Origin of the sequence: Nocardia sp. NPDC127526, from assembly GCF_042672265.1 — a bacterium.
In the GTDB taxonomy this organism is placed as follows: domain Bacteria; phylum Actinomycetota; class Actinomycetes; order Mycobacteriales; family Mycobacteriaceae; genus Nocardia.
On record NZ_JBHXVO010000008.1, the window covers coordinates 234,686 to 255,879 of the forward strand.

The 21,194-nt window shown below is 68.9% G+C and carries 15 protein-coding genes; 6 read left to right on the top strand and 9 right to left on the bottom strand.

Annotated features, from left to right (window positions below; all coding sequences use genetic code 11):
• Positions 1-874: 874 nt before the first annotated feature.
• Positions 875-2,056 (bottom strand): glycosyltransferase family 4 protein, encoded by a 1,182-nt coding sequence (locus ACFVIV_RS17245; protein WP_379197263.1) that lies wholly within the window; start codon positions 2,054-2,056, stop codon positions 875-877.
• Between the two features lie 187 nt (positions 2,057-2,243).
• On the opposite strand from ACFVIV_RS17245, the gene ACFVIV_RS17250 reads away from it, so the two are divergent.
• Positions 2,244-3,131, top strand: a complete 888-nt coding sequence (locus ACFVIV_RS17250) for a class I SAM-dependent methyltransferase (protein WP_379197265.1) — start codon at positions 2,244-2,246, stop codon at positions 3,129-3,131.
• Here the strand turns inward: ACFVIV_RS17250 and ACFVIV_RS17255 are convergent.
• Together ACFVIV_RS17255 and ACFVIV_RS17260 are read right to left on the bottom strand one after the other, a co-directional pair.
• Positions 3,093-3,395: a hypothetical protein gene (locus tag ACFVIV_RS17255; RefSeq protein WP_379197267.1), complete on the bottom strand. Its 303-nt coding sequence runs from the start codon at positions 3,393-3,395 to the stop codon at positions 3,093-3,095. The two genes, ACFVIV_RS17250 and ACFVIV_RS17255, sit on opposite strands and share 39 nt — an antisense overlap.
• 204 nt (positions 3,396-3,599) lie before the next feature.
• Positions 3,600-3,803 carry a hypothetical protein gene (locus tag ACFVIV_RS17260; protein ID WP_379197269.1) on the bottom strand — a complete coding sequence of 68 codons (204 nt, stop codon included), beginning with the start codon at positions 3,801-3,803 and terminating at the stop codon, positions 3,600-3,602.
• 264 nt (positions 3,804-4,067) lie between these two features.
• Between ACFVIV_RS17260 and ACFVIV_RS17265 the strand changes: the two genes are divergently transcribed.
• A complete protein-coding gene (locus ACFVIV_RS17265) occupies positions 4,068-5,501 on the top strand; it encodes an aldehyde dehydrogenase (RefSeq protein WP_379197271.1) in 1,434 nt (477 codons plus the stop codon).
• Positions 5,502-5,619: 118 nt separating this feature from the next.
• Here ACFVIV_RS17265 and ACFVIV_RS17270 read toward each other — a convergent pair whose 3' ends face one another.
• The 3 genes from ACFVIV_RS17270 to ACFVIV_RS17280 form a co-directional block, all read right to left on the bottom strand.
• Complete coding sequence (locus ACFVIV_RS17270; RefSeq protein ID WP_379197273.1) at positions 5,620-7,446, bottom strand: phosphoenolpyruvate carboxykinase (GTP); 1,827 nt, start codon at positions 7,444-7,446, stop codon at positions 5,620-5,622.
• 224 nt (positions 7,447-7,670) lie between these two features.
• The gene (locus ACFVIV_RS17275; protein ID WP_379197275.1) at positions 7,671-9,326 is read right to left on the bottom strand and encodes a hypothetical protein; all 1,656 of its coding nucleotides are present in this window, start codon (positions 9,324-9,326) and stop codon (positions 7,671-7,673) included.
• Between the two features lie 586 nt (positions 9,327-9,912).
• Positions 9,913-10,581 (bottom strand): hypothetical protein, encoded by a 669-nt coding sequence (locus ACFVIV_RS17280; protein ID WP_379197277.1) that lies wholly within the window; start codon positions 10,579-10,581, stop codon positions 9,913-9,915.
• Positions 10,582-10,832: 251 nt separating this feature from the next.
• On the opposite strand from ACFVIV_RS17280, the gene ACFVIV_RS17285 reads away from it, so the two are divergent.
• From ACFVIV_RS17285 to ACFVIV_RS17300, 4 genes are read left to right on the top strand one after another with little or no spacing between them, the layout of a single operon-like run.
• Positions 10,833-12,176, top strand: coding sequence for a lipase family protein (locus tag ACFVIV_RS17285; RefSeq protein WP_379197279.1), 1,344 nt, complete (start codon positions 10,833-10,835; stop codon positions 12,174-12,176).
• 59 nt (positions 12,177-12,235) lie between these two features.
• Entirely contained in the window at positions 12,236-13,039 is an 804-nt protein-coding gene (trmB, locus tag ACFVIV_RS17290) for a tRNA (guanosine(46)-N7)-methyltransferase TrmB (RefSeq protein ID WP_379197281.1), read from the top strand.
• Entirely contained in the window at positions 13,036-13,782 is a 747-nt protein-coding gene (locus tag ACFVIV_RS17295) for an NYN domain-containing protein (protein ID WP_379197283.1), read from the top strand. Before trmB ends, ACFVIV_RS17295 begins: the two co-directional genes overlap by 4 nt.
• On the top strand, positions 13,782-17,159 hold the full coding sequence (locus ACFVIV_RS17300; protein WP_379197285.1) for an MMPL family transporter: 3,378 nt from the start codon (positions 13,782-13,784) through the stop codon (positions 17,157-17,159). Before ACFVIV_RS17295 ends, ACFVIV_RS17300 begins: the two co-directional genes overlap by 1 nt.
• 169 nt (positions 17,160-17,328) lie before the next feature.
• On the opposite strand, the gene ACFVIV_RS17305 is transcribed toward ACFVIV_RS17300, so the two are convergent.
• The 3 genes from ACFVIV_RS17305 to ACFVIV_RS17315 form a co-directional block, all read right to left on the bottom strand.
• Positions 17,329-19,263 carry a DUF2339 domain-containing protein gene (locus tag ACFVIV_RS17305; protein WP_379197287.1) on the bottom strand — a complete coding sequence of 645 codons (1,935 nt, stop codon included), beginning with the start codon at positions 19,261-19,263 and terminating at the stop codon, positions 17,329-17,331.
• Positions 19,264-19,515: 252 nt separating this feature from the next.
• Positions 19,516-20,340 carry an alpha/beta fold hydrolase gene (locus tag ACFVIV_RS17310; protein WP_379197289.1) on the bottom strand — a complete coding sequence of 275 codons (825 nt, stop codon included), beginning with the start codon at positions 20,338-20,340 and terminating at the stop codon, positions 19,516-19,518.
• Between the two features lie 72 nt (positions 20,341-20,412).
• Entirely contained in the window at positions 20,413-21,177 is a 765-nt protein-coding gene (locus tag ACFVIV_RS17315) for a DUF1707 domain-containing protein (RefSeq protein WP_379197291.1), read from the bottom strand.
• Positions 21,178-21,194: the final 17 nt, after the last annotated feature.

The following is a 21,194-nucleotide window of genomic DNA, read 5'->3' on the forward strand; positions in this document are numbered from 1 at the left end:
CGGCGGCTCGGGAGCGGGCCGAGGGTGTGACGGAAGGGGCGGACCCGGTCGGGCAGACGGCCGCGCTGGAGCGGAGCGCTGTGCCCGGCGACGAGGGAGAGGACGGCGGGCGGGGTCGCAGTCGATCAGGTGGGGTGGCAGCGCTTTTCATCGTCTTGCTGCTCATTGCGCTGCCGGATTTGGCCTGGGGAGTGGGTGGGGCGATGCGGCCGGTGCACTACCCCGCAGGGTGGGAGCGGGTGGCGGCTCTGGTTGATGAACCGGGGACCGGGGATGTGGCGGTGTTGCCGGGTGGGATGTTCCGGAAGTTCTCGTATTCCGGGGCGGCGCCGGTGTTGGATCCGGCACCTCGGATGTTGCCGCGGGATGTGTTGCAGACCGGGGAGTTGCCGGTGCGGGGGGCGACTGTTTCCGGGGAGGGGAGCCGGGCTCGGGAAGTCGAGCGGGTGTTGTTGCGGGGTGGGTCGGCGGCGGAGTTGGCGCGACTCGGGGTGGGGTGGGTGCTGGTGGAGGGCGGGACGCCGGGGCCGATGGGGGAGTCGAAAGACACGCTGGCGCAGTTGACTTCGGTGTATGCGGATCGGGATTTGCAGTTGTATCGGGTGCGGGGGGATTATTTCGCGGCGGACGGGTTTCCGGGGGCACGGGTGATTTCCGGTGCGGCGCATCTGTTGTGGGCCGGGCTGCTGGTCACCGGAATCCTGGCGGCGGGCGGGCAGATGCTGGGGCGGCGGGTGCGGGCCGGGTCAGTCTTCGGGGAACCCGAGCCAGAATCCGATGGCGATCAGGATGGCACTCACCACGGCGATCACCGGAATGATCCACATACGTAGAGACTACGTAGCGTAGTAGAGATTTGCCAGGGGTTCCGGCGCTACGAGAGTTGTTCCGCGGGAGCACTATTGACAAGGCCCGCGACGCGACCGCCGCCAGCGACCGCGGACAGCACCTGGTGCACGCCGTTTCCGGTTTGCTCCCAGGAGAATTCGCGGGCGCGGGAGCGCGCCTTCTCCCCCAGCACGGTGCGCGCCTCGTGGTCGTCGAGCAGATCGCCCACTGCCGCGGTGAGCTGGGCGACGTCGTCGACGAGCAGGCCGGTCACGCCGTCGACGATGGAATCGGTGAGCCCGCGGGAGCTGCGGTAGCCGACGGTGGGCACGCCGTGCTGCGCCGCCTCGATGACGGCCAGGCCCCAGCCTTCCTTGCGGGAGGGCAGCACGTGCACCCAGGCGCGGGACAGCAGTTCGTGTTTGCGGTCCTCGTCGACATGCCCGTGGAAGGTGACGGCGTCGGCGATGCCGAGCTCGCGGGCGTGGGCGCGCAGGTTGTCGGCCCACCAGCCGTCGCCGATGACATCCAGGTGCAGGTCCGGAATGCGCGCGCGCAGACCGGCCACGGCCGCCATGGCGTCCTCGATCTGCTTGTGCGGCACCAGCCGGGACAGCACCACGACGCTGGGGTGCGCGGTGCGGGTGGCGTCGTCCCCGGCGGGCAGGTGCGCGGGCACCGGTTCGGCGCCATTGCGCACCACCGCGATGCGGGCCGCTTCCACGCCGAGCGCGGTCAATTCCTCGGCCGAGGGCAGCGACACGGTCAGGTACTGGTTGCCGCGATGCACACGCGGCGACAGCGTGGATTCGATCCACCAGCCGATCCGCCCGATCAGCTTGCCCGCCACCGGCCACTGCTCGCGATGCCCGTGATGCACCAGCACCACGGTCGGCGCCTGGGTCGCGGTCCGGGCGAAGAAGGGGATCCCGTTCTGGGTGTCGATGACCGCGTCAGGGCGGATTCCGGCCAGCGGCCCGAGCCCGAATCGCCCCAGCGCGATGGCCGCGAGCGCCCGCGGGTACACCGTGTACCGCCCGCCCGCGCGGCTGATGTCGATGCCGTCGATCCGTTCCCGCTTGGCGGCCCCCGGATACCGCGCGGTCCGCAGCGTGACCTTCACACCCCGGGCGGCCAGCTGCGCCCCCACCTGCTCCAGATACCGCTCGCTCCCGCCGCCCTGCGGATGCCCGGTGTCGCGCCAGCACAGCAGCAGCACTTCACGCACGGGTTGATCTCCAGGGTCACTGACAGGAATTGCGGACAATGGGCTACACCCTATCGCCCGATGTCAATATTCGAGCCCTCAGTGGTCAAACGACCTGTTGTTACCGGCCGGACCCAGGGCGGGGTCCGGGGCCGCGAGCCCCGGGCGGGAGATGTCGCCGGCCGGTCGCTGTGCGAGACTGGCCGCCATGCTTCGCGCCGAAGACACCGGATCACGCCGCGCCGGACGACGTCCGCGTTTCGCCCGCCGGGCGACGCTGCGCCGGTCGCTACGGCTGCTCGGCAGCTTCCGCTTCGAGCAGACCGATCCGGCGCTGTTCTACGGCGGGGTGGCGACCGATACCGCCGATCTGGTCGGCGACTTCTACCGCGATCTGACCGGGCATTCGCTGCGCGGCGCCATCGTGCTGGATGTGGGCGGCGGTCCCGGGTATTTCGCCGACGAGTTCGCCAAGTCGGGCGCCCGGTATCTGCCGGTGGAACCGGACCCGTCGGAAATGCATGCGGCCGGGCTGCGGGTGGCCGGAGCCGTGCGCGGATCGGGCATGGCGCTGCCGTTCCGGGACGATGCCGTGGACGTGTGCATCTCGTCGAATGTGGCCGAACACGTGCCGCAGCCGTGGGTCATGGCCGAGGAAATGCTGCGGGTCACCAAACCGGGCGGCCTGATGGTGTTCTCGTACACCGTGTGGCTGGGCCCGTTCGGCGGGCACGAGACCGGGCCGTGGCACTACCTGGGCGGGGAGTACGCCGCGCGCCGGTATCGGCGCAAGCATGGCCGGGAACCGAAGAATCGCTTCGGGAAATCCTTGTTCGCGGTGCGCGCGTCGGATGGCCTGCGCTGGGCGCGCGAGACGCCGGACGAGGTGGAGATTCTGACGGTCTTTCCGCGGTATCACCCGCGCTGGGCCTGGTGGATGGTGCATGTGCCCGGATTGCGCGAATTGCTGGTCAGCAATCTCGTCGTGGTCGCCACCAAGAAGGCGGCGGTGAACTCCACGCCGACCGCGGTGAAACCCGTGGCGGGCGAACGGGATTCAGCGGTCCGCGCGACCGCGGCGCCAGAATCGGCGTAAGCCGCCGTCGCAATCGGGTTCGCCCCAGGGTGCCTCCTGGGTTGCGAGCCCGACGGTCTCCATGGCGGTGAGCCCGACCCGTCCGGCCAGAACATTCACGGCAGCAACCGCTTCGGCCGCTTGCAGCGCGGCGGTGGCCTGTTCAGTGGTGAGGGTCCGCCCCGGCAGGAATGACACCACCCAGCCGCCGGCGCCCACGCTTTTCGCCTGATGAGGGGTCAGATCACTGGTCATCAGCGACCGACCGACCACTTGCACCGCCATGACTCGGACTCCCCTGTGCGGTAACGGTTCATGTATCGAGCGAGCTATCCACGGTAGCTATAAAGCATGCTCGCTACGGGTGCTGAATGCAATAGTGCGTTCAGCGAAAAGCGAACCGACAGGTTGGGTTTCGTCCGATATGCGATGCTCGGAGTTAACCGCTGGTTTGCGATATCGCCTGCGCGCCCGCACTTCCGGCGGTACTCACAGATCCGGCACGACCAATCGCAGCACCGGCTGACCGTTCCGCGGCAACCGCGGCGTGGCCTCGACGACTTCCACACTCCACCCCGGCGGCAAGACCTTCTGCAACTGGCTCGCAGCCCGATGCATGGGCGTGCTAGCGGGAGCGGCAGCCGGACCGGTTAACTCCGGGAGAACGAAATCATCAATGTTCACATCGGCCATGCCATTCGCCTACCTTTCGCGCAACGAACCAGCAGATCTCAACAGCTAATTTGAAGCAACCGACCAGATTGGCGGCAAAACCAGAATCACGCCGAGCATAAGCCACCACGGGGCAAACCGAATCGCGATCCGCGATTCGAGCACGCGTGTCTGCCTACCGCGGTTGCAAACCGAGAATTCGAATTTCATTGCGGTCCCACTGAGCGGGACGGAATCGAGGCTGATGCGGGGACGGTTCAGAGACCAAAACTGTAACGTGTTCTCATGGATTACCAGAGTCTGTTCATCGGCGGCCGCTGGACCGCACCCGCCGGCGCCGAGACCCTCGAGGTGGTCTCACCGGCCACCCTGGAAACCGTCGGCAGCGTCCCCGTCGTGACCCGCGCGGACGTCGACGCCGCCGTCACCGCCGCCCGGCAGGCCTTCGACCACGGACCCTGGCCGTCCACCCCGCCCGCGGAACGCGCCGCCCTGCTGGCCCGCGTCTCCCAGCTCCTGGACCAGCAGGCCGGCGACCTCACCGCCGCCCTCTCCGCCGAAATGGGCGCCCCCGCCCTGGCCGCCACCACCCTCAACTACGTCCCCGGCAAGGCCACCCTCGACTTCTTCGCCGGCCTCGGCAAGGAATTCCCGTGGACCGAGACCCGCACCGGCATGTTCGGCACCACCCGCGTCTCCCGCGAACCGGTCGGCGTGGTCGCCGCCGTCATCGCCTGGAACGTCCCGATCTTCCTGGCCATCAACAAGCTGGCCCCCGCCCTGCTGGCCGGCTGCACCATCGTCCTCAAGCCCGCGCCCCTGACGCCCCTGGCCGCCAACCTGCTGGCCGACATCTTCACCGAAGCCGGTCTCCCCGAAGGCGTGCTGTCCGTACTCCCCGCCGACGCCGAAGTCTCCGAATACCTGGTCTCCCACCCCGCCGTCGACAAGGTGACCTTCACCGGCAGCACGGCAGTCGGCCGCAAAATCGCCGCGCTGGCCGGTAGCCGGCTCAAGCGCTGCTCCCTCGAACTGGGCGGCAAGTCGGCCGCGATCCTATTGCCCGACATGGATATCGCCGACATGCCGAAGCTCGCCTTCGCCGGCCTGATGAACAGCGGCCAAGCCTGCGTGGCCCAAACTCGCATCCTCGCTCCCCGCACCCGCTACGACGAAATCCTCGAAGCCCTCACCGAATCCACCAAAGCCTTCCCCCTCGGCCTCCCCACCGACCCCGCCGCCCAACTGGGCCCCCTGATCTCGGCCGCCCAACGCGACCGCGTCGAGAACTACATCGCCAAGGGCAAATCCGAAGGCGCCCGCCTCATCCAAGGCGGCACCCGCCCCGCCGACCTCCCCGGCTATTACGTCGAACCCACCGTCTTCGCAGACGTCGCAAACACCATGACCATCGCCCGCGAAGAAATCTTCGGCCCCGTCCTCTCCGTCCTCCCCTACGACACCGAAGAAGAAGCCATCTCCATCGCCAACGACAGCGACTACGGCCTGGCAGGCTCCGTCTGGACCACCGACATCGACCACGGCGCCGCCATAGCCGCCAAAATCCGCACCGGCACCTACGCCATCAACTGGTACGCCTTCGACCCCTGCGCCCCCTTCGGCGGCTACAAAACCTCCGGCATAGGCCGCGAAAACGGCCCCGAGGGCCTGGACGCCTACTGCGAACAGAAGTCCCTGCTGATGCCCATGGGCTCCTAGCGCGCATAAAACAAGCGGCCCGCCGCACCCAAAAATGGTGCGGCGGGCCGGTCGTTTGAAAGTCATGCGGCGGGCCGCCGTCTGGGGGTGTGGGGGGCGGAGCCCCCACGGCCGTCCGTCAGGCCAAACGCTGCTTCAGCGCCTCGAACTCGTCGCGCAGCCCCGAAGGCAGCTTGTCGCCGATGAACTCGAACCACTCCTCGATGGAGGGGATTTCCCGCTGCCATTCCTCGACGTTGACCGCGAGCGCCTCGTCGACGTCGGCGACGTTCACGTCCAGGCCCTCGAGATCGAGGTCGGCGGCGTGCGGGACATTGCCGATCGGGGTGGCCTCGGCATTCGCGGTGCCCTCGATGCGGTTGACGATCCACTCCAGCACGCGGGAATTCTCGCCGAATCCCGGCCACAGGAAGCGGCCGTCCGCGCCGCGGCGGAACCAGTTGACGTAGAAGATCTTCGGCAGCGCCTGGGCGTCGGCGTTCTTGCCGAGGGTGATCCAGTGGTTCAGGTAGTCACCCACGTGGTAGCCCATGAACGGCAGCATGGCCATCGGATCGCGGCGCACGGTGCCTACCTTGCCCTCGGCGGCGGCGGTCTGCTCGGAGCCGACGGTGGCGCCCATGAACACGCCGTGCTGCCAGTCGAAGGACTCGGTCACCAGCGGGATGGTGGTCTTGCGGCGGCCGCCGAAGAGGATGGCCGAGATCGGCACGCCCTGCGGGTCGTCCCATTCCGGGGCCAGGGTCGGGCACTGCGACATCGGCGTGCAGTAGCGCGAGTTCGGGTGCGCGGCCAGGGTTTCCGACTCGCGCTCGTACCAGTCGTTGCCCTTCCAGTCGATGAGGTGGTCCGGGGTGCCCTCCAGGCCCTCCCACCACACATCGTTGTCGTCGGTGAGGGCGACATTGGTGTAGACGGTGTTGCCGGCCTCCATGGTGGCCATGGCGTTCGGGTTCGAGCTGTGGTTGGTGCCCGGGGCGACGCCGAAGAAGCCGAATTCCGGATTGACCGCGTACAGGCGGCCGTCCTCGCCGAAGCGCATCCACGCGATGTCGTCGCCGAGGGTTTCGGCGCGCCAGCCCGGAATGGTCGGCTGGATCATGGCGAGGTTGGTCTTACCGCAGGCCGACGGGAAGGCGGCGGCGATGTAGTACGCCTTGTTCTCCGGCGAGATGAGCTTGAGGATGAGCATGTGCTCGGCCAGCCAGCCCTCGTCGTGCGCCATGGCCGAGGCGATGCGCAGCGAGTAGCACTTCTTGCCCAGCAGCGCGTTGCCGCCGTAACCCGAACCGTAGGACCAGATCTCGCGGTCCTCGGGGAAGTGGGTGATGTACTTGGTGTCGTTGCACGGCCACGGCACGTCGGCCTGGCCCTCGGCCAGCGGGGCGCCCACGGAGTGCAGGGCCTTCACGAACGGCTTGTCGGTGCCCAGCTTCTCGAGGGCGGCCTGGCCCATGCGGGTCATGACGCGCATGGAGACGACCACGTATTCGGAGTCGGTGATCTCCACGCCGAGCTTGGGGTCGGCGGCGCCGAGCGGGCCCATGCAGAAGGGCACCACGTACAGGGTGCGGCCCTTCATGCAGCCGCGGTACAGCTCGGTCATGGTGGCGCGCATCTCGGCCGGATCGACCCAGTTGTTGGTGGGGCCGGCGTCGGCCTCATCGCGCGAACAGATGTAGGTGCGAGATTCGACGCGGGCGACGTCGGAGGGATCGGAGAGCGCCAGGTAGGAGTTCGGCTTCTTGGCCTCGTTCAGCTTCTTGAAGGTGCCGGCGGCGACCAGCTGCTCGGATAGTCGGACCGCTTCTTCCTCGGACCCATCCGCCCAGACCACGCGGTCGGGCTGGGTGAGTTCTGCGACCTCCTGTACCCAGGCAAGCAGTTCCTTGTGCTCGGTGGGCGCGGTGCCATCGTGAAGACCAGGAATGGTCGCTGAGGTCATGAAACAACTCTCCTGAGATGGGTGGCTCACGGCGCTCGCGACACCGCGTGCCACCAAATGCGGCAAGGCACCCACCTGACTTGCCAGATGCACGTCCTGGCTGGACGGCGTGTACAAGGACCAAGCGGACGCCCAGGTTCCTGCCATAGAGGTTAACGCCATATATCCCGGCGGATGGAATCGGGTTGTCCAGTCGGTACCGGGTCGAAACCTCGGACCTGCGGCTATGCGAATCCGAGTACGGCGAGGTCACGTTCGCACGCCGTGGTGAGACCCGGTCTCCGGTGCGCCGCCTGCCGCAATTGCGCCTCCAATTCCCCGACCCGGAGGTCTGTTTCGACCATGCGCGCGGTGGCCGCCCCGACCACCTGCTCGGTGAGCCGCTCCTCCGCCGCCATCAGTGCGGCGGTCACCCGCTGTTCCAGCTGCGCCTTCACGTTCACCAGCGCTTCGGAGACCCATTGCTGCAGGTGAGCGCGTTCGGCGAGGTGCCGGCGGGCGCGCACCACCCAGCCGGCGACCGCGACACCGAGAACCAGACTGACCGGCACGATCGCGTAGTCGAGGGCCTCCCACCACGCCAGCGGCGCCACCACGAACCGCCCGAAACCGAAGCCCGCGGACGCGCCGAACGCGAGCACCAGATGGTCCTCCACACCCCGCCAGCGCGGCTGCGGATCCGGTCCGGCGCCGGGCGCGCGCGGACTCTCGCCGGTATCGATCTCCCACCCGGAAACCCCCAGCGCCTGCTCGATTTGCCGCGTCAATTCATGGACTCGAAGGCGAACGAGGCGGTCTATCTCATATGTGAGTTTTTCCACTGTTTCCGAAACACGCAACGGGAAACTCTTATGCGCGCCCCGCGGCAACCGTTCGACCTCCCCGCGCAGTCCCGCATTCACCGCCCGAATTCGCACGCCCACTTCGTGTACCAAATCCACCCGCGCCAAATGCGTTCGATTCCGCACCATGGCCAGCGCCGACCCGCGCCCGCCGTCCCCCACCGCCAGCAACCTCGCCCGCTCCTCCCGCAATGCCGCCACATCCCCGCCGCCCCGCAATTTCTCCAGCTGCTGCGCGATCCGCTCCCGCGTCTCCGCGAGCACCCGCTCCCGCACCATGGCCACCTGATCCCCGGCCGCACCGGCCCCGGCCGCCGCCACCAGCCGCGCGTGCAGCACCCCCACCCCGGACCGATCCACCAGCGCCCCATCCCCACTCGCCCGCCCTACCGCCGCCATCCGCGCCGACACCGCGATGATCTCGACCCCTGATTCACCCGCCCCGGTTCCCGCCGCCTCGGGTATCTCCGCCGCCAGCCGGGCGATATCCTGCGCCCGCACTGCCGCCCACTCCTCGTGGGCATGAATCCCGTTCAACGCGAACACGATCCGCGTCCCATCGGCCCACAGCCCGCGCACGGTACCCAGCATCTCCGCACCGATGGGCGACCCGCCGTCGAGCACGACGAGCGCTACCGCCGGCGGCGGAACCTCGTCATCGCCAGCAGATGCGGACCGCGTCGAATCACCCCCCGCCTCGAACAAGTCGATCCGCGGCGTGCACCGCGCCAACTCCGACCGCAGCAGCATGACGTTCACATCGCCCTCGCCGATCAGCGCAACCGATCCGCCGTCCGCCCGGGCAGCACTCCGCATCGCCCGCCACAACGCCAGCCCGTGCGGATTCCACCGCGCCACTACGGCCTCGACCCCCGCGGCGAGCCGCACCGCTTCGGAGCCCGGATCCTTCTCCAGCAGAACGTCTTCCGCTGGAGCAGGGCGCCCATCGAGCTGCGGCGCGGCCGTATCGCAGCTCGAGCCATCGGGCGACCGCGCCCCACCGGGCGGCAACTCGGCGCTCGGCGCTACCGACTCCACCGGCGGCAGAGACAGCGACGCGAACAACGCCGATATCGGCTCCGCCGAAGGCGATTCCGCCTCGAGCGATCGCGCCCTCGACTCGCCCGTTGGCCCGGCGGGTGCCGAACCTGCCGAATTCCGAGCCTGATCGGGCAACGACAACCCCGCCGAACGTCGCTCCCGCTCCGGCCGGTGCGGCGCCTCACGCGGCCCGAACGACCGATCGTGGGGCAGTGCACCGGGCACCACAGCCGGCCCGGGAAGCTCCGTGCGCTCGGGCGGGTTCGAGTGGTGGGCGGTCGCAGGGTCGTGGTCCAACACTGGTAGTTCGTTCCCGGCGCGGCGACGGCTTGCTCAGGCGAGCCCGAGCAACTCCGAGCGGCCTGCCGAAAGCTGCTTCCCTCAGCCGGAAATCGCGATGCCCGGCTGCCCGGACCGCTCCCTCATGCGATGACGCGCTCAGCACCGCTAGCGGTTCGAGTACCCGTCAAACGGCTCGGGGGCCGCCAGGTGGATCGGGCCTTTAGTTGGGGGGCAAGTGCCGGTTCGCAGCCCAGCGGTGGCACGGACCAGCTGCGTAGGAAGTGCTTCGTGCCGGGGTGATTCAGGATCGGCAGGGTGCCGATGTCAGCTCGTGGCGGCGGTGGAGTTCGTGGTGGACGGGGTCTATTCCGCTGGCGGAGTGGAGGATTTGCAGGAGGGAGCAGGGCGACAGGGCGGGGTCGTGGTGGAGGGCCGCCAGGGCGCAGGCGACGCCGTGGAGGGCCCAGCGCGCCAGGAGCAGTTGGCGGTTGGCGACGTCCGTGCCGGCCGCGGGGGTGGTGAAGAGGTCCGGGGCGAGGGTGCAGGCCGGGTCGGTGCGGTGCCGGTGCCGGCGCAGGGTTCGCATGTCGGCGTCGGTGAGGGTGCCGGCGCGGGTGCGGGTGGCCAGGGCGGCGACTATCGGGTAGACGGGCAGGCCGAGGGCGGCGCTGTGGGATTCGGCGGCGGTCGCGGCATCGGACCAGCGGGTGCCTATGGTGTCGGCCTTGTTCAGGAGGACGAGCGCCCGCTCGGAGGGCACGGTGGCGAGGGCGCGGCGGTCGGCCGGGCGGAGGGATCCGGCGAGGATATAGAGGACCAGGTCGGCGTCGAGTATCGGATCGGGTTGTCCGGGTTCGTCGATCGGCGCGGTTTCCTCGGCGGACAGCAGCGACAAGGCATTTCGTACCGTGGTCTTTCCGGCGCGGGCGCGGCCGGTCACCTGGATACGCAGGAGTCGCCCGGGCGGCACGCGGGCAGCCTAGTTCAGCGGGGTTGCGCGCGTGGGCGGTTCGGCCGGACGGGTGCGGGTTGTCCGCTCACCGGGACCCGACTCGGTGTGTGAAGCGGGTCTACCTGTGCGGCAGCACAATTCGGTGCGACTGCCCTTCACAGACACTCGTGCTTCACCTAATGTTGCCTTTTCGTCGGCTGTTACGCCGATCACGGCTTCGGCGATATTCCTCTCGCGTCCGGCAGCCGGGACACGAGGAGGAGGTTGCGATGACGCTCAGTGCCGAGACCATCGGGGGGACCGACACCCCTGGCAGACCCACGGCCGGCCGGCCGCTGCCGCCCAGCCGGGATCCGTTCTTCCGCGCGCCGCGGGGCTTCAATCTGCAAGCGCCGGGCACGATCCTGCGCAGCCGGCCGGTGGAGCTGGCACTGCTGGGCGTCGTGCCCCAGCAGGTGACGGCGTGGCAGCTGCTCTATCGCAGCAGTGACCTGCACGGCCGGCCGGAGGTCGCGGTCACCACGGTGCTGCTGCCCAAGGGCGCTGCGCCGGACGCGGATCGGCCGCTGCTGGCATTCCAGTCGGCGCAGGACGCCGTGACCGATCGGTGCGCGCCCTCCTATGCCTTGCAGCGCGGCGCGCTGGCGCCGGGGTCCATCACGCAATTGGAGTGGATGCTGGTCGCGGGTGCGCTGCGCCGCGGCTGGGCGGTGACCATTGCCGATCACGAAGGCCCGGACGGCAATTTCGGTGCGGCCCGTGAACCCGGGTATCGCACGCTCGACGGGGTGCGCGCCGCACTGCGGTTCGCGCCGCTGGGCCTGCGGTCGGAGACCAAGGTCGCGGTGTGGGGGTATTCGGGCGGCGGCATGGCCAGTTCGTGGGCGATCGAGATGGCCCCGGAATACGCGCCGGAGCTGAATATCGTCGGCGCGGTGCTGGGCGCGCCGGTCGGCGATCCCCGGAATGTGTTCCTGCGGTTGAACGGCAGCATGTACGCCGGATTCCCGGCCATTGTGATCGCGGCCCTGCATCGGGTGTATCCCGCGCTGGCGGAGGTGGTGGCCAGGGATTTCACGCCCGAGGGCCGCCGCATTCTGGAGCGCGCGCAGAGCCTGGGCCCGATCGCGGCGCTGCCGCTGCTGATCGGCCGCCGCATGGACGACTACCTGCTGCGACCGCTGGCCGAGGTGCTCCCGGACCTGGAGCCGATGTTCGACGACATGCGCCTGGGCAATTCGACGCCGGCCTGCCCGGTGCTGGTGGTGCAGCCGATGAACGATCAGATCATTCATGTGACGGGCATCGACGGCCAGGTGCGGCGCTATCGGGAGGGCGGCGCGGCGGTCTGGTACGTGCGGGACCGTCTCAGTGAGCATTTCTCGCTGCTGCCGCTGTCGACCCCCTTGAGCCTGGATTGGCTGGCCGATCGGCTCGCGGGCGAGCCGCTGCAACCCCCCACGACAAGAACCGTCTGGTCGGTAGCCCTGGCGCCCTCGCGCTGGCGCGGCATGCTGGAAATGGCCACTACCGCAATGCGTGTCACGTTCGGCCTGGCCCTGGCGCCGGAGCCGGCGCCGCCGACCACCGAGGCGTCGGGCCTGGCAGCCTGAGTGAGGGCACATGCCCGAACTCGTGGTCGATTGCTGCGCTAATCATCCAATACTGGACAATGGGCCCCGTGAACGACGCCGCGAACCACACTGCCGAGTCAGTCCCCGGGCCGCGGTCCGCCGACCGAGCCGGTGACGCCGATCACCGCACCGGCAACCGCCTCTACCCCCGGGTCACCAGTTTCCGCTCCCGCCGCGGCGCGCTGACGCCGTCGCAGCAGCAGTCCTGGGAACGGATGTGGCCGCGCATCGGCCGGGACGTCTCCGACGAATCTCTCGACGCCGACGCCTGGTTCGGCCGTTCCGCGCCGCTGATCATCGAGATCGGCTGCGGCACCGGCACCGCCACCGCCGCCATGGCGCAGGCCGAACCGCAGTTCAACCTGATCGGCGTGGAGGTCTACAAGCCGGGCCTGGCGCAGCTGGTGCAGCGGGTCGAGCGCGAAAACATCGACAACATCCGGTTGTTGCGCGGAGATGCGGTCGATGTTCTGGAACACATGATTGCTCCACAGTCGCTGACGGGCGTTCGGGTGTTCTTCCCGGACCCGTGGCCCAAGGCGCGCCATCACAAGCGACGGCTGCTCCAGCCGGCCACCCTGACACTCATCGCGAGTCGCCTGAAGACCGGCGGCGTGTTGCATGTCGCCACCGACCACGCCGATTACGCCGAGTGGATTGCCGAGGTCGGAGCGGGAGAATCCCAGCTCATCGGCATGAATGAGACCACCGGAGGGGATCCGGAGGCGTATCGTGAAAAGGCACCAATCGGTTTTGAACGCCCGATTACCAAGTTCGAAAGCAAAGGACTCCGCGCGGGTAGCGCCATCAGCGAGTTCATCTGGGGGAAGATCGAATCATGAGCGTCAGTGAGATGGCCCCGGAGGTCGCGGATGTTGCCGAAATAATGCACGGCACTGCCTCGGGGGAACTAACGGGCGGCCCGGGAATCACCGGCGGCCCCGCGGATGTGCGCCGCGTGCTGCTCGTCTGGGACGCGCCGAACCTCGATATGGGGCTGGGCGCGATTCTCGGCGGCCGGCCCACGGCCGCCTATCGCCCCCGCTTCGACGCGCTCGGCCGGTGGCTGCTGGCCCGCACCGCGGAACTATCCGTGGGCAGCCCGACCCGGGTCGAACCCGAGGCCACCGTCTTCACCAATATCGCCCCCGGCACCGCCGATGTGGTGCGACCGTGGGTGGAGGCGCTGCGCAATGTCGGCTATGCCGTCTTCGCCAAACCCAAGATCGACGAAGATTCCGATGTCGACTCCGACATGCTGGCCCATATCGAACTGCGCCGCCGCGGTGCGGGTTTGGCCGGCATCATGGTCGCCTCCGCCGACGGCCAGGCCTTCCGCGCGCCGCTGGAGGAGATCGCCGCCACCGGCGTGCCGGTTCAGGTGCTCGGATTCCGCGAGCACGCGAGTTGGGCGGTCACGTCGGATATTCTCGAGTTCATCGATCTCGAGGACATCCCGGGCGTGTTTCGTGAACCGCTGCCCCGGGTCAGCCTCGACTCGCTGCCCGACGAGGGAGCCTGGCTGCAGCCGTTCCGGCCGCTGTCGGCGCTGCTCACCTCCCGTCCCGCACAAGGAGTCGCTTAGTGTTCACCCGCTGGGGCGACCTGGTCTACAAGCTGCGCTTCACCGTTCTGGGCGTAGCCGTCGCCGGCTTCCTCGCACTCGGCGTGTTCGGGTTGGGGCTCGGAGACCATCTCAGCTCCAGCGGCTGGTTCGACCCGCACTCGCAGTCGGTGAAAGCGGCCGAGCTGAAAGACCAGGTGTACGGGCGCGATCACAGCGCCGACATCCTGCTGCTGTTCACCGCGCCCGAGGGCGAGACCATCGACAGCGAGGACTTCAGTAAGAAGGTCGTCGACAAACTCAACAGCCTTCCCAAGGAATACCCGCTCATCACCAAGGTCAACGGCGCCTATTGGCAGACCGATACCGGTGAGTGGATTCCGAATGTCGCGGGCAGCAAGGACAAGAAGTACGCCTTCGCCGCCCTGTCCCTCGAGGGCAATAACGACACCGAGATGCTGCGGAACTACAACAAGGTGAAGAACGCCTTCGAGATTCCGGGCGTCAAGGTCGAGGTGGCCGGTCTGCAGCCGATCGCCTTCACCCTCAACGACACCATCGCCAGCGACGTGAAACGCATGGAGCTGCTGGCGCTTCCGGCCGTCGCGGTACTGCTGTTCTTCATCTTCGGCGGTATCGTCGCCGCCTCGCTGCCGCTGATCATCGGCGGGCTCACGATTCTGGCCTCCAACGGCATCATCATGGGGCTGACCAAGTTCACCGAGGTGAACTCGTTCGTCTCCGCCGTGGTGTCCATGATCGGCCTGGGCCTGGCCATCGACTACGGCCTGTTCATCGTGAGCCGGTTCCGCGAGGAGCTGGCCGAGGGCTACGACACCAAGGCCGCGGTGCGGCGTTCGGTCATGACGGCCGGGCGCACTGTGACCTCCTCGGCGACCATGATCATCGCCGCCAGCGCGGGCATGCTGCTGTTCCCGCAGGGCTTCCTCAAGTCCGTCGCCTACGGCACCATCGCCGCGGTGCTGCTGGCCATGGTCTCCGCGCTCACCGTGCTGCCGGCCCTGCTGAGCATTCTCGGTCCGCGCGTGGACATGCTGGGCCTCAAGTGGATTCGCCGCACCAAGACCGCCGACGAGGTGGAGAACAGCTTCTGGGGGCGGATGACCGCGTGGGTCATGAAGCACCCGCTCAAGGTCGCCATTCCGCTCACCATCGTGCTGCTGCTGCTCATCATTCCGGTGAAGAACCTGCAGTTCGGCGGCATCTCGGAAACCTATCTGCCGCCGGACAATCCGACGCGCCTGGCGCAGGAGCACTTCGACGAGGTGTTCCCGCTGCGCAAGTCGGATCCGGTGCAGCTGATCATCGTCACCGACAGTTCGCGCGATATCGGCCCGATCCTCTCCCAGGCCAATCAGGCGCCCGGACTGGTGAAGAACGCGCAGTTCGGCATTCCGGCCAAACCGCCGAACGGGTCGAACGTGTGGGTCTCCGAGGCCACCGTCGTGGACAGTGCGCATCCGGAGGAGACCGTCGACTTCCTGCGCTCGATGGAAGTCCCCGAGGGCGCGCAGGTCATGGTCACCGGTCAGCCCGTGATGATGATGGACTCCATCAACTCGCTGCTCGATCTCATGCCGTTGATGATCGCGCTGGTGCTGCTGGTCACCACCATCCTGATGTTCCTGACCTTCGGCTCGCTGGTGCTGCCGCTCAAGGCGGCGCTCATGAGCGCGCTCGGCCTCGGTTCCACGCTGGGCATTCTGACCTGGATCTTCATCGACGGTCACGGCGCGAGCCTGCTCAACTTCACGCCGCAGCCGATCATGTCGCCGGTGCTGGTGCTGATCATCGCGATCATCTACGGCCTATCGGTGGACTACGAGGTATTCCTGTTGTCCCGCATGGTGGAAGCGCGCACCCAGGGCGCGAGCACCACCGAGGCGGTCCGCATCGGCACCGCGCAGACCGGGCGCATCATTACCGCGGCGGCGCTCATCCTGCTGGTGGTGACGGGTGCGTTCGCCTTCTCCGAACTGGTGATGATGCAGTACATCGCCTACGGCATGGTGGCCGCGCTGTTCATCGACGCCACCGTGCTGCGCATGCTGCTGGTGCCCGCCACCATGAAGCTGCTCGGCGACGACTGCTGGTGGGCGCCCGCCTGGATGAAGAAGATCCAGCAGAAGATCGGCCTCGGCGAACCCATCCTCGACGATGAGCGCCCCGGCGGCGGCGAAGTCATCGACCTGGTCAAGACCACCCCCGTCACCGACCCGGTCACCATGCAGATGCCCGCCCTCACCCCCAGCGGCGCCCTCCCCCGCATCGGCCGCTTCAAGCCCAAGCCCCGCACCGTCGATGTCGACAGCGAGGCCCCGACCCAGAAACTGGGCGACGCCGCCCCGACGACCCCCGTCGCCAAACAGGCTCCCGCCCAAGGTGTTACACCGCGATCGAGCGGCACCACCCCGGCGCAGCCCGGCAACGGAGGTCCCGCCGCTTCCGGCAGCGGAGGTCCCGCACCGTCCGGCAGTGCCGGCCCCGCCGCATCCGGCAACGCCGGTTCGGCCGTATCCGGCAATGCCGGCCCCATTCCGTCCGGCAAGGCTGGTTCGGCCGCGTCCGGCGGTGCCGATTCCGCCGCGTCCGGCGGTGCTGGTTCCGCAATGCCCGGCAGTGGGGGTCCGGCCGCCAGCGGCGGTGGTTCCGGATCGGCGAACGGTGCTGCCGCGCCGTTCGGCAGCGGGCTGCCCGGCCGCCCGGGTGGCGATGTCTCGCCGCGGCCGGATGGCGGAATACCGGCTCCGCGACCGGCTTTCGGGGCACCGTCCGGCGGTGCTCAGCCCGGCGGTGGCGCACCCGCCGCCGGTGGTCAGCCCGACCGCACCCCCGATGTGGGCTTCACGCTCTCCGGTTCCGGTGCGCCCGCGGCGAATTCCGGTCCCGCCGGAATGCCCCGCCCGGCAGGCGATCAGCCCGCCTCGCGCGGTCAGGACGGTTCCTTCGCCCAGCAATCCGGCTTCGCCGCACAGCCGCTGCAACCGGCCATGCCGTCGATCTCGCAGCCGGCTTCGCCTGCCCCGCAACCGGAATCGCAGTCGCAGGACTCGGCCGCCGGCGCGGACCGGGTGCTGCCGCCGCCCGGTGTGCCGAAGCTGCCGCCGCATCCGGCCACTCGCGCCCAGCTGTACCAGCCGCACGATCCCGAAGCGGCCCAGCCCGCGGATGCGGCGGAACAACCGCACCCGACCCACCATTCGGTGGACGACCAGCCCCAGGCAGGCGGCGGCCGCAGCAGCATCGAGCAGTGGATGTCGGACCTCCGCTCCGCCAAGCGCCGTCCGGGCAAGCCGGACGACGAGGGCAAGCATCGCGGCGGCGAAGGCCGCACCGTGAGCGTCAACGAACTGCTCCGCCGCCAGAACCGCGACTGATCGCCGAAGCGGCCGATGACCAACGACGAACGCCCGGCCGGACTCCTTTGTCCGGCCGGGCGTTTCACGTATCCGACCTGTACATGCCCAGGCGCGTGAAACCTGGTTCCACCCGGGCGTCCCAGCAGACCGGGATCTCCGACACTGGGGCGGAAACCCGGCCAAACTTCTAGTGCGACGGCGCCCCGTTGTTCCCGGCCTCGGCGAAGGCGCGGGCGTAGCGGGTACCGGCCAGCAGCAGGAGGACGCCGACCACCAGGAAAGCTCCGGCGCGAACCAGCCCGTCCAGCGTGGCCAGATCGAACAGGAACAGCTTGGCCAAGGCGGCCGCCGTGACCAGAAGCCCTGCGGCCAGAGCCACTTTCGCCTGTTGCGGCGTGCGCGACAGGCGGCGCAGCCCGAACAGCAGCGCCGTGGTCGCGGTAGCCATCCAGACGACGGTGGCAATGCCGTGCCCGGCGAGGAAGCCCTCCGGATTGCCGGTGGCGACACCGATCGAGACCGCCAGCGCGGTGACGGCGTACAGACCCGCGATACCACTGATCACGGCCAACGCCGTGGTCTCGGATTCATTGGCCGCCAAGCCCAACCGGCGCACACACCAGAACACGACGGCCAGCACCGCGAGCGCCGCGACGGCGGCCAAGGCTGTCGAAATGCCCAGCTGGTCTTCGGCATACCGCTGCTCGGCGAGCATCTCCGGCGTGGCATTGGAGAGGAACGCCAGCGTGCCGAGCACAGCGAAGGCCGCACCGATACCCGCCGCCACCCGCGAACGCTGCTGACCGGCAACCGCCAGGAAGGCGAGCGCGACCAGGTACAGGGCGATCGGCAGAGTCTGCACCCGGGTGGCGCCCAGGCACGCCTCCAGCACAGCGCAAGCCCCGGCCACCGCGGCAACTGCCGCACAGTGACCCGGAATACGCACGCGGTCAGCGACTTTCGGCAGCCACGGCAGCACGGCGACCAGGAGCAGCGCCGCCGCGAACGCGGCCGAAACGATGACGGCGGTCCGCCGCTCGAACATGGTGGGCGCGGCCAGCAGCGGCACGGTAGCCGCCGCGAACGTCAGACTCGCCGTGATATCCCCCGCGCGGCGACGAACGACGAGAACCGTACCCGCCAACCCCACCACCGCCACGGCGATCGCAGCGGCCAGCACCTCGTACCGATGCCCACGCGGTTCATCACCGAGACTCGCCATCGCGACAGCGATCAAGGTCACCAGCACCGCCGGAATGGTGCGAACAACGTGCAGATACGGCCAATCCCGCACCAATTGCACAGGCAGTGCAGCGATCTGAAGCACGATCAGGAAAGCGAGCAGCGCCAGCTCAGTGGTCACCGCCGGCGATAGCAGCGCCGCGCCCAGCACGACGAGCACCGCCAGCGCCTGCGAGCGCCACCGCAGCGCAAGGGCCACACCACCGGCCGCAATCCCGAGTGCGACGGCGTACCCCACCACCGGATGCAGCCACCCGTAAACCGCCGTCACCGCAACGACATCCAGATATCCCCCAGCGATACCCGTAGCCGCCAGCGCGATAGCCCCCACCTGTCCCCCGGCCCGCCCGTGCACCCGCATCCCCACGGCCACCAGTGCCGCCGAGAACGCCGCCCCCGCAACAACTCTCGGCACCGGCCCGAAAAGCCCGGCCTGCGCCGCCAGTACCAGCAACATCACCACACCGATCAGCGTGACGCCCACACCCGCGACCGCCAGCACCCGGCTGATCACCCCCTCCCGCTGCCACCACGGCGTCCGCGGCTCCCGTGCGGGTAGTCGGCGCGGCGGCTGCGCAGCCGGATACGGCTGATACATCGGCTGCCCGCCACCCATCCAGCCTCCGTGCACCCCACCGGGCACGGACCCCGTCGGTGGCGGGGGCGAGCTCGGCATGGCGCCGCCCGCTGTCTGTGGTTCGGCAGCGGGCGGGGTGTGGGGTTGCCGGTATGGCTCGGTGGTGGTTTGGCGGCTGTGGTCGGCGAGGACCTGGCGGTGGAGTTCCTCGAGGTCGCGGCCGAGCAGACCCAGGTGAGTGCTGAGCGAGGCGAATTCGGTCGACAACCGGGCGAGCAGTCGCGGATCGATGGCGGTATTCATGCCGGCAATGCTTCCGACCGGGGAGGTTGCCGCGCATGAGTAGAAGCACCCGGCGAGCCGACGATTCCTACGGAATCACACGACAGTCGTTCGTTTGGTCGCGGCCGGGAATCATCGGGCCGTCTCACTCCCGGACCTGATCGTGGCCGCCACTGCCGAGCGGCACCGCCATACCGTGCTTCATTACGACGGGGACTGCGACATGATCGCGAAGATCACCGGCCAGCCCACTCGCCGGGTGGTCGCGCCTGGTCAGGCCGATTGAACGGCGGTTGTCGCGCGGGCGGCGGTGGCGCGGATTTCCTTGGCGATGGAGTCCGGGTCCTCGAGCATGGGGACGTGGCCTACGCCGGGGAGGGGGCGGACCGTCAAGAGCGGAGTGTCGGTGAGGGGGGCGTAGACGTGTGGGGGGAGGACGCGGTCGTGTTCGGGGAGCAGGATGGTGACGGGGGTGTCGAGGGTGTCCAGGGCGGTGAAACCACATGGGAGAGCCGGATCTTCGGCCAGGTCGGCGAGGATGGTGCAGTTGGCGGGGGCGGCGGCCATGGCGGTGGCGAGGCGGTTGGGGACGGCTGCGGGGCGGTGGGCCAGGAGGGGGACCAGGAGGCTGCGGATCATGGACGGCATGACCGGGGGGCGGTCGGTGTCGAGGCCGATGAGGGGGCCCAGGGCGCGGTAGCGGCGGAGCAGGGAGGCGGCGGCGGAGGGGCCGGCCCACAGGCCCGCGGGGGCGACGGCGGTGACCGAGCGGGCGCGGCCGCGAGCGGCCAGTTCGAGGGCCAGCCAGCCGCCTACCGAGTTGCCGGCCATGTGGGCGGTGGTCCAGTCGGCTTCGTCGAGCAGTGTTTCCACGGCGTCGGCCAAGGAGGAGAAGGTGGCGGGGCGGGCGGGGGCGGGGCCGCCCCAGTGGCCGGGCAGGGTGGGGGCGAGGATGTCGAAGCCGTCGCGGCCGGCGGAACCGGCGAGGCCGTCGATGACCGGAGTCCAGGACTGCCAGGTGAGGACCAGTCCGTGCAGCAGGAGCAGTGGTTCGCCGCGGCCGATGCGGATACAGGGCTCCGGAACCGAATCTGTCACGCCGCCTTCCACCATGTGCGTGACGATACCCGCCGTAAATTGTTGCCGCCCGGTCTGTTTCGCTGAGCGGAGTCAGGCGCCGTTGAAGAAGCGCTTCCACTGTGCTGCGAACGGATACTTGGCGGTCACCGATCCGAGGCGGAGCCGGCCGTGCACGACCAGGTGCAGCGGGCCCATGGGCGGCCCGGTGCGCACCTTGTTGTTGATGCCGCCGCCGATGACGTCGAGATTGTTCAGATCGACGGTGGCCTCCGACGGCACGATCAGCTCGATGGAGGTCATGATGTCGTCGACCTGGATCTCCACCACCTGGGTGGTCATCTGCGCCTGGGTGAAGTCGAGGGTCACGCTGCCCATGAAGTCGTTGAGCACCAGCACCGGCGGCACCTGCCAGGTGCCCTTGCGGGTCAGGCCGGACAGCCGGGCGCGGATCACATTGCCGCCGGCCTGCTGCGGCCCGCCCTGCACCTGCGCGAAGCGCTGCTGGATGTGCGCGAACCGCTGCTGCGCGTGCGCCATCCGAGCCTGCGCGTGGGCGTAGCGCGCCTGCGCCGGCCCGAACGGCGGCCGCGCCGGGTACGGCGGGGCCGCGGGCGCGGGCTGCCCGGCCAGCCGGATGCCGGGCAGATCGACGAGCACGGCATTCAACTCGCCGCGCGTCTTGGCGGCGAGAGCCGTGTCCATGCGTTCGGTGAATTCCCCCAGCGACAGCATGCCGAGCCCGACCGCCCGTTGCAGCAGTCGCCCGACATGTTCGCGTTCGACATCCGACACCCGCAGATCCCGGTCGCCGACCACGGGGGTCTCGACGCCGGAAACAGATTCAGGACCACCCATGGATTCGAGGCTAGCGA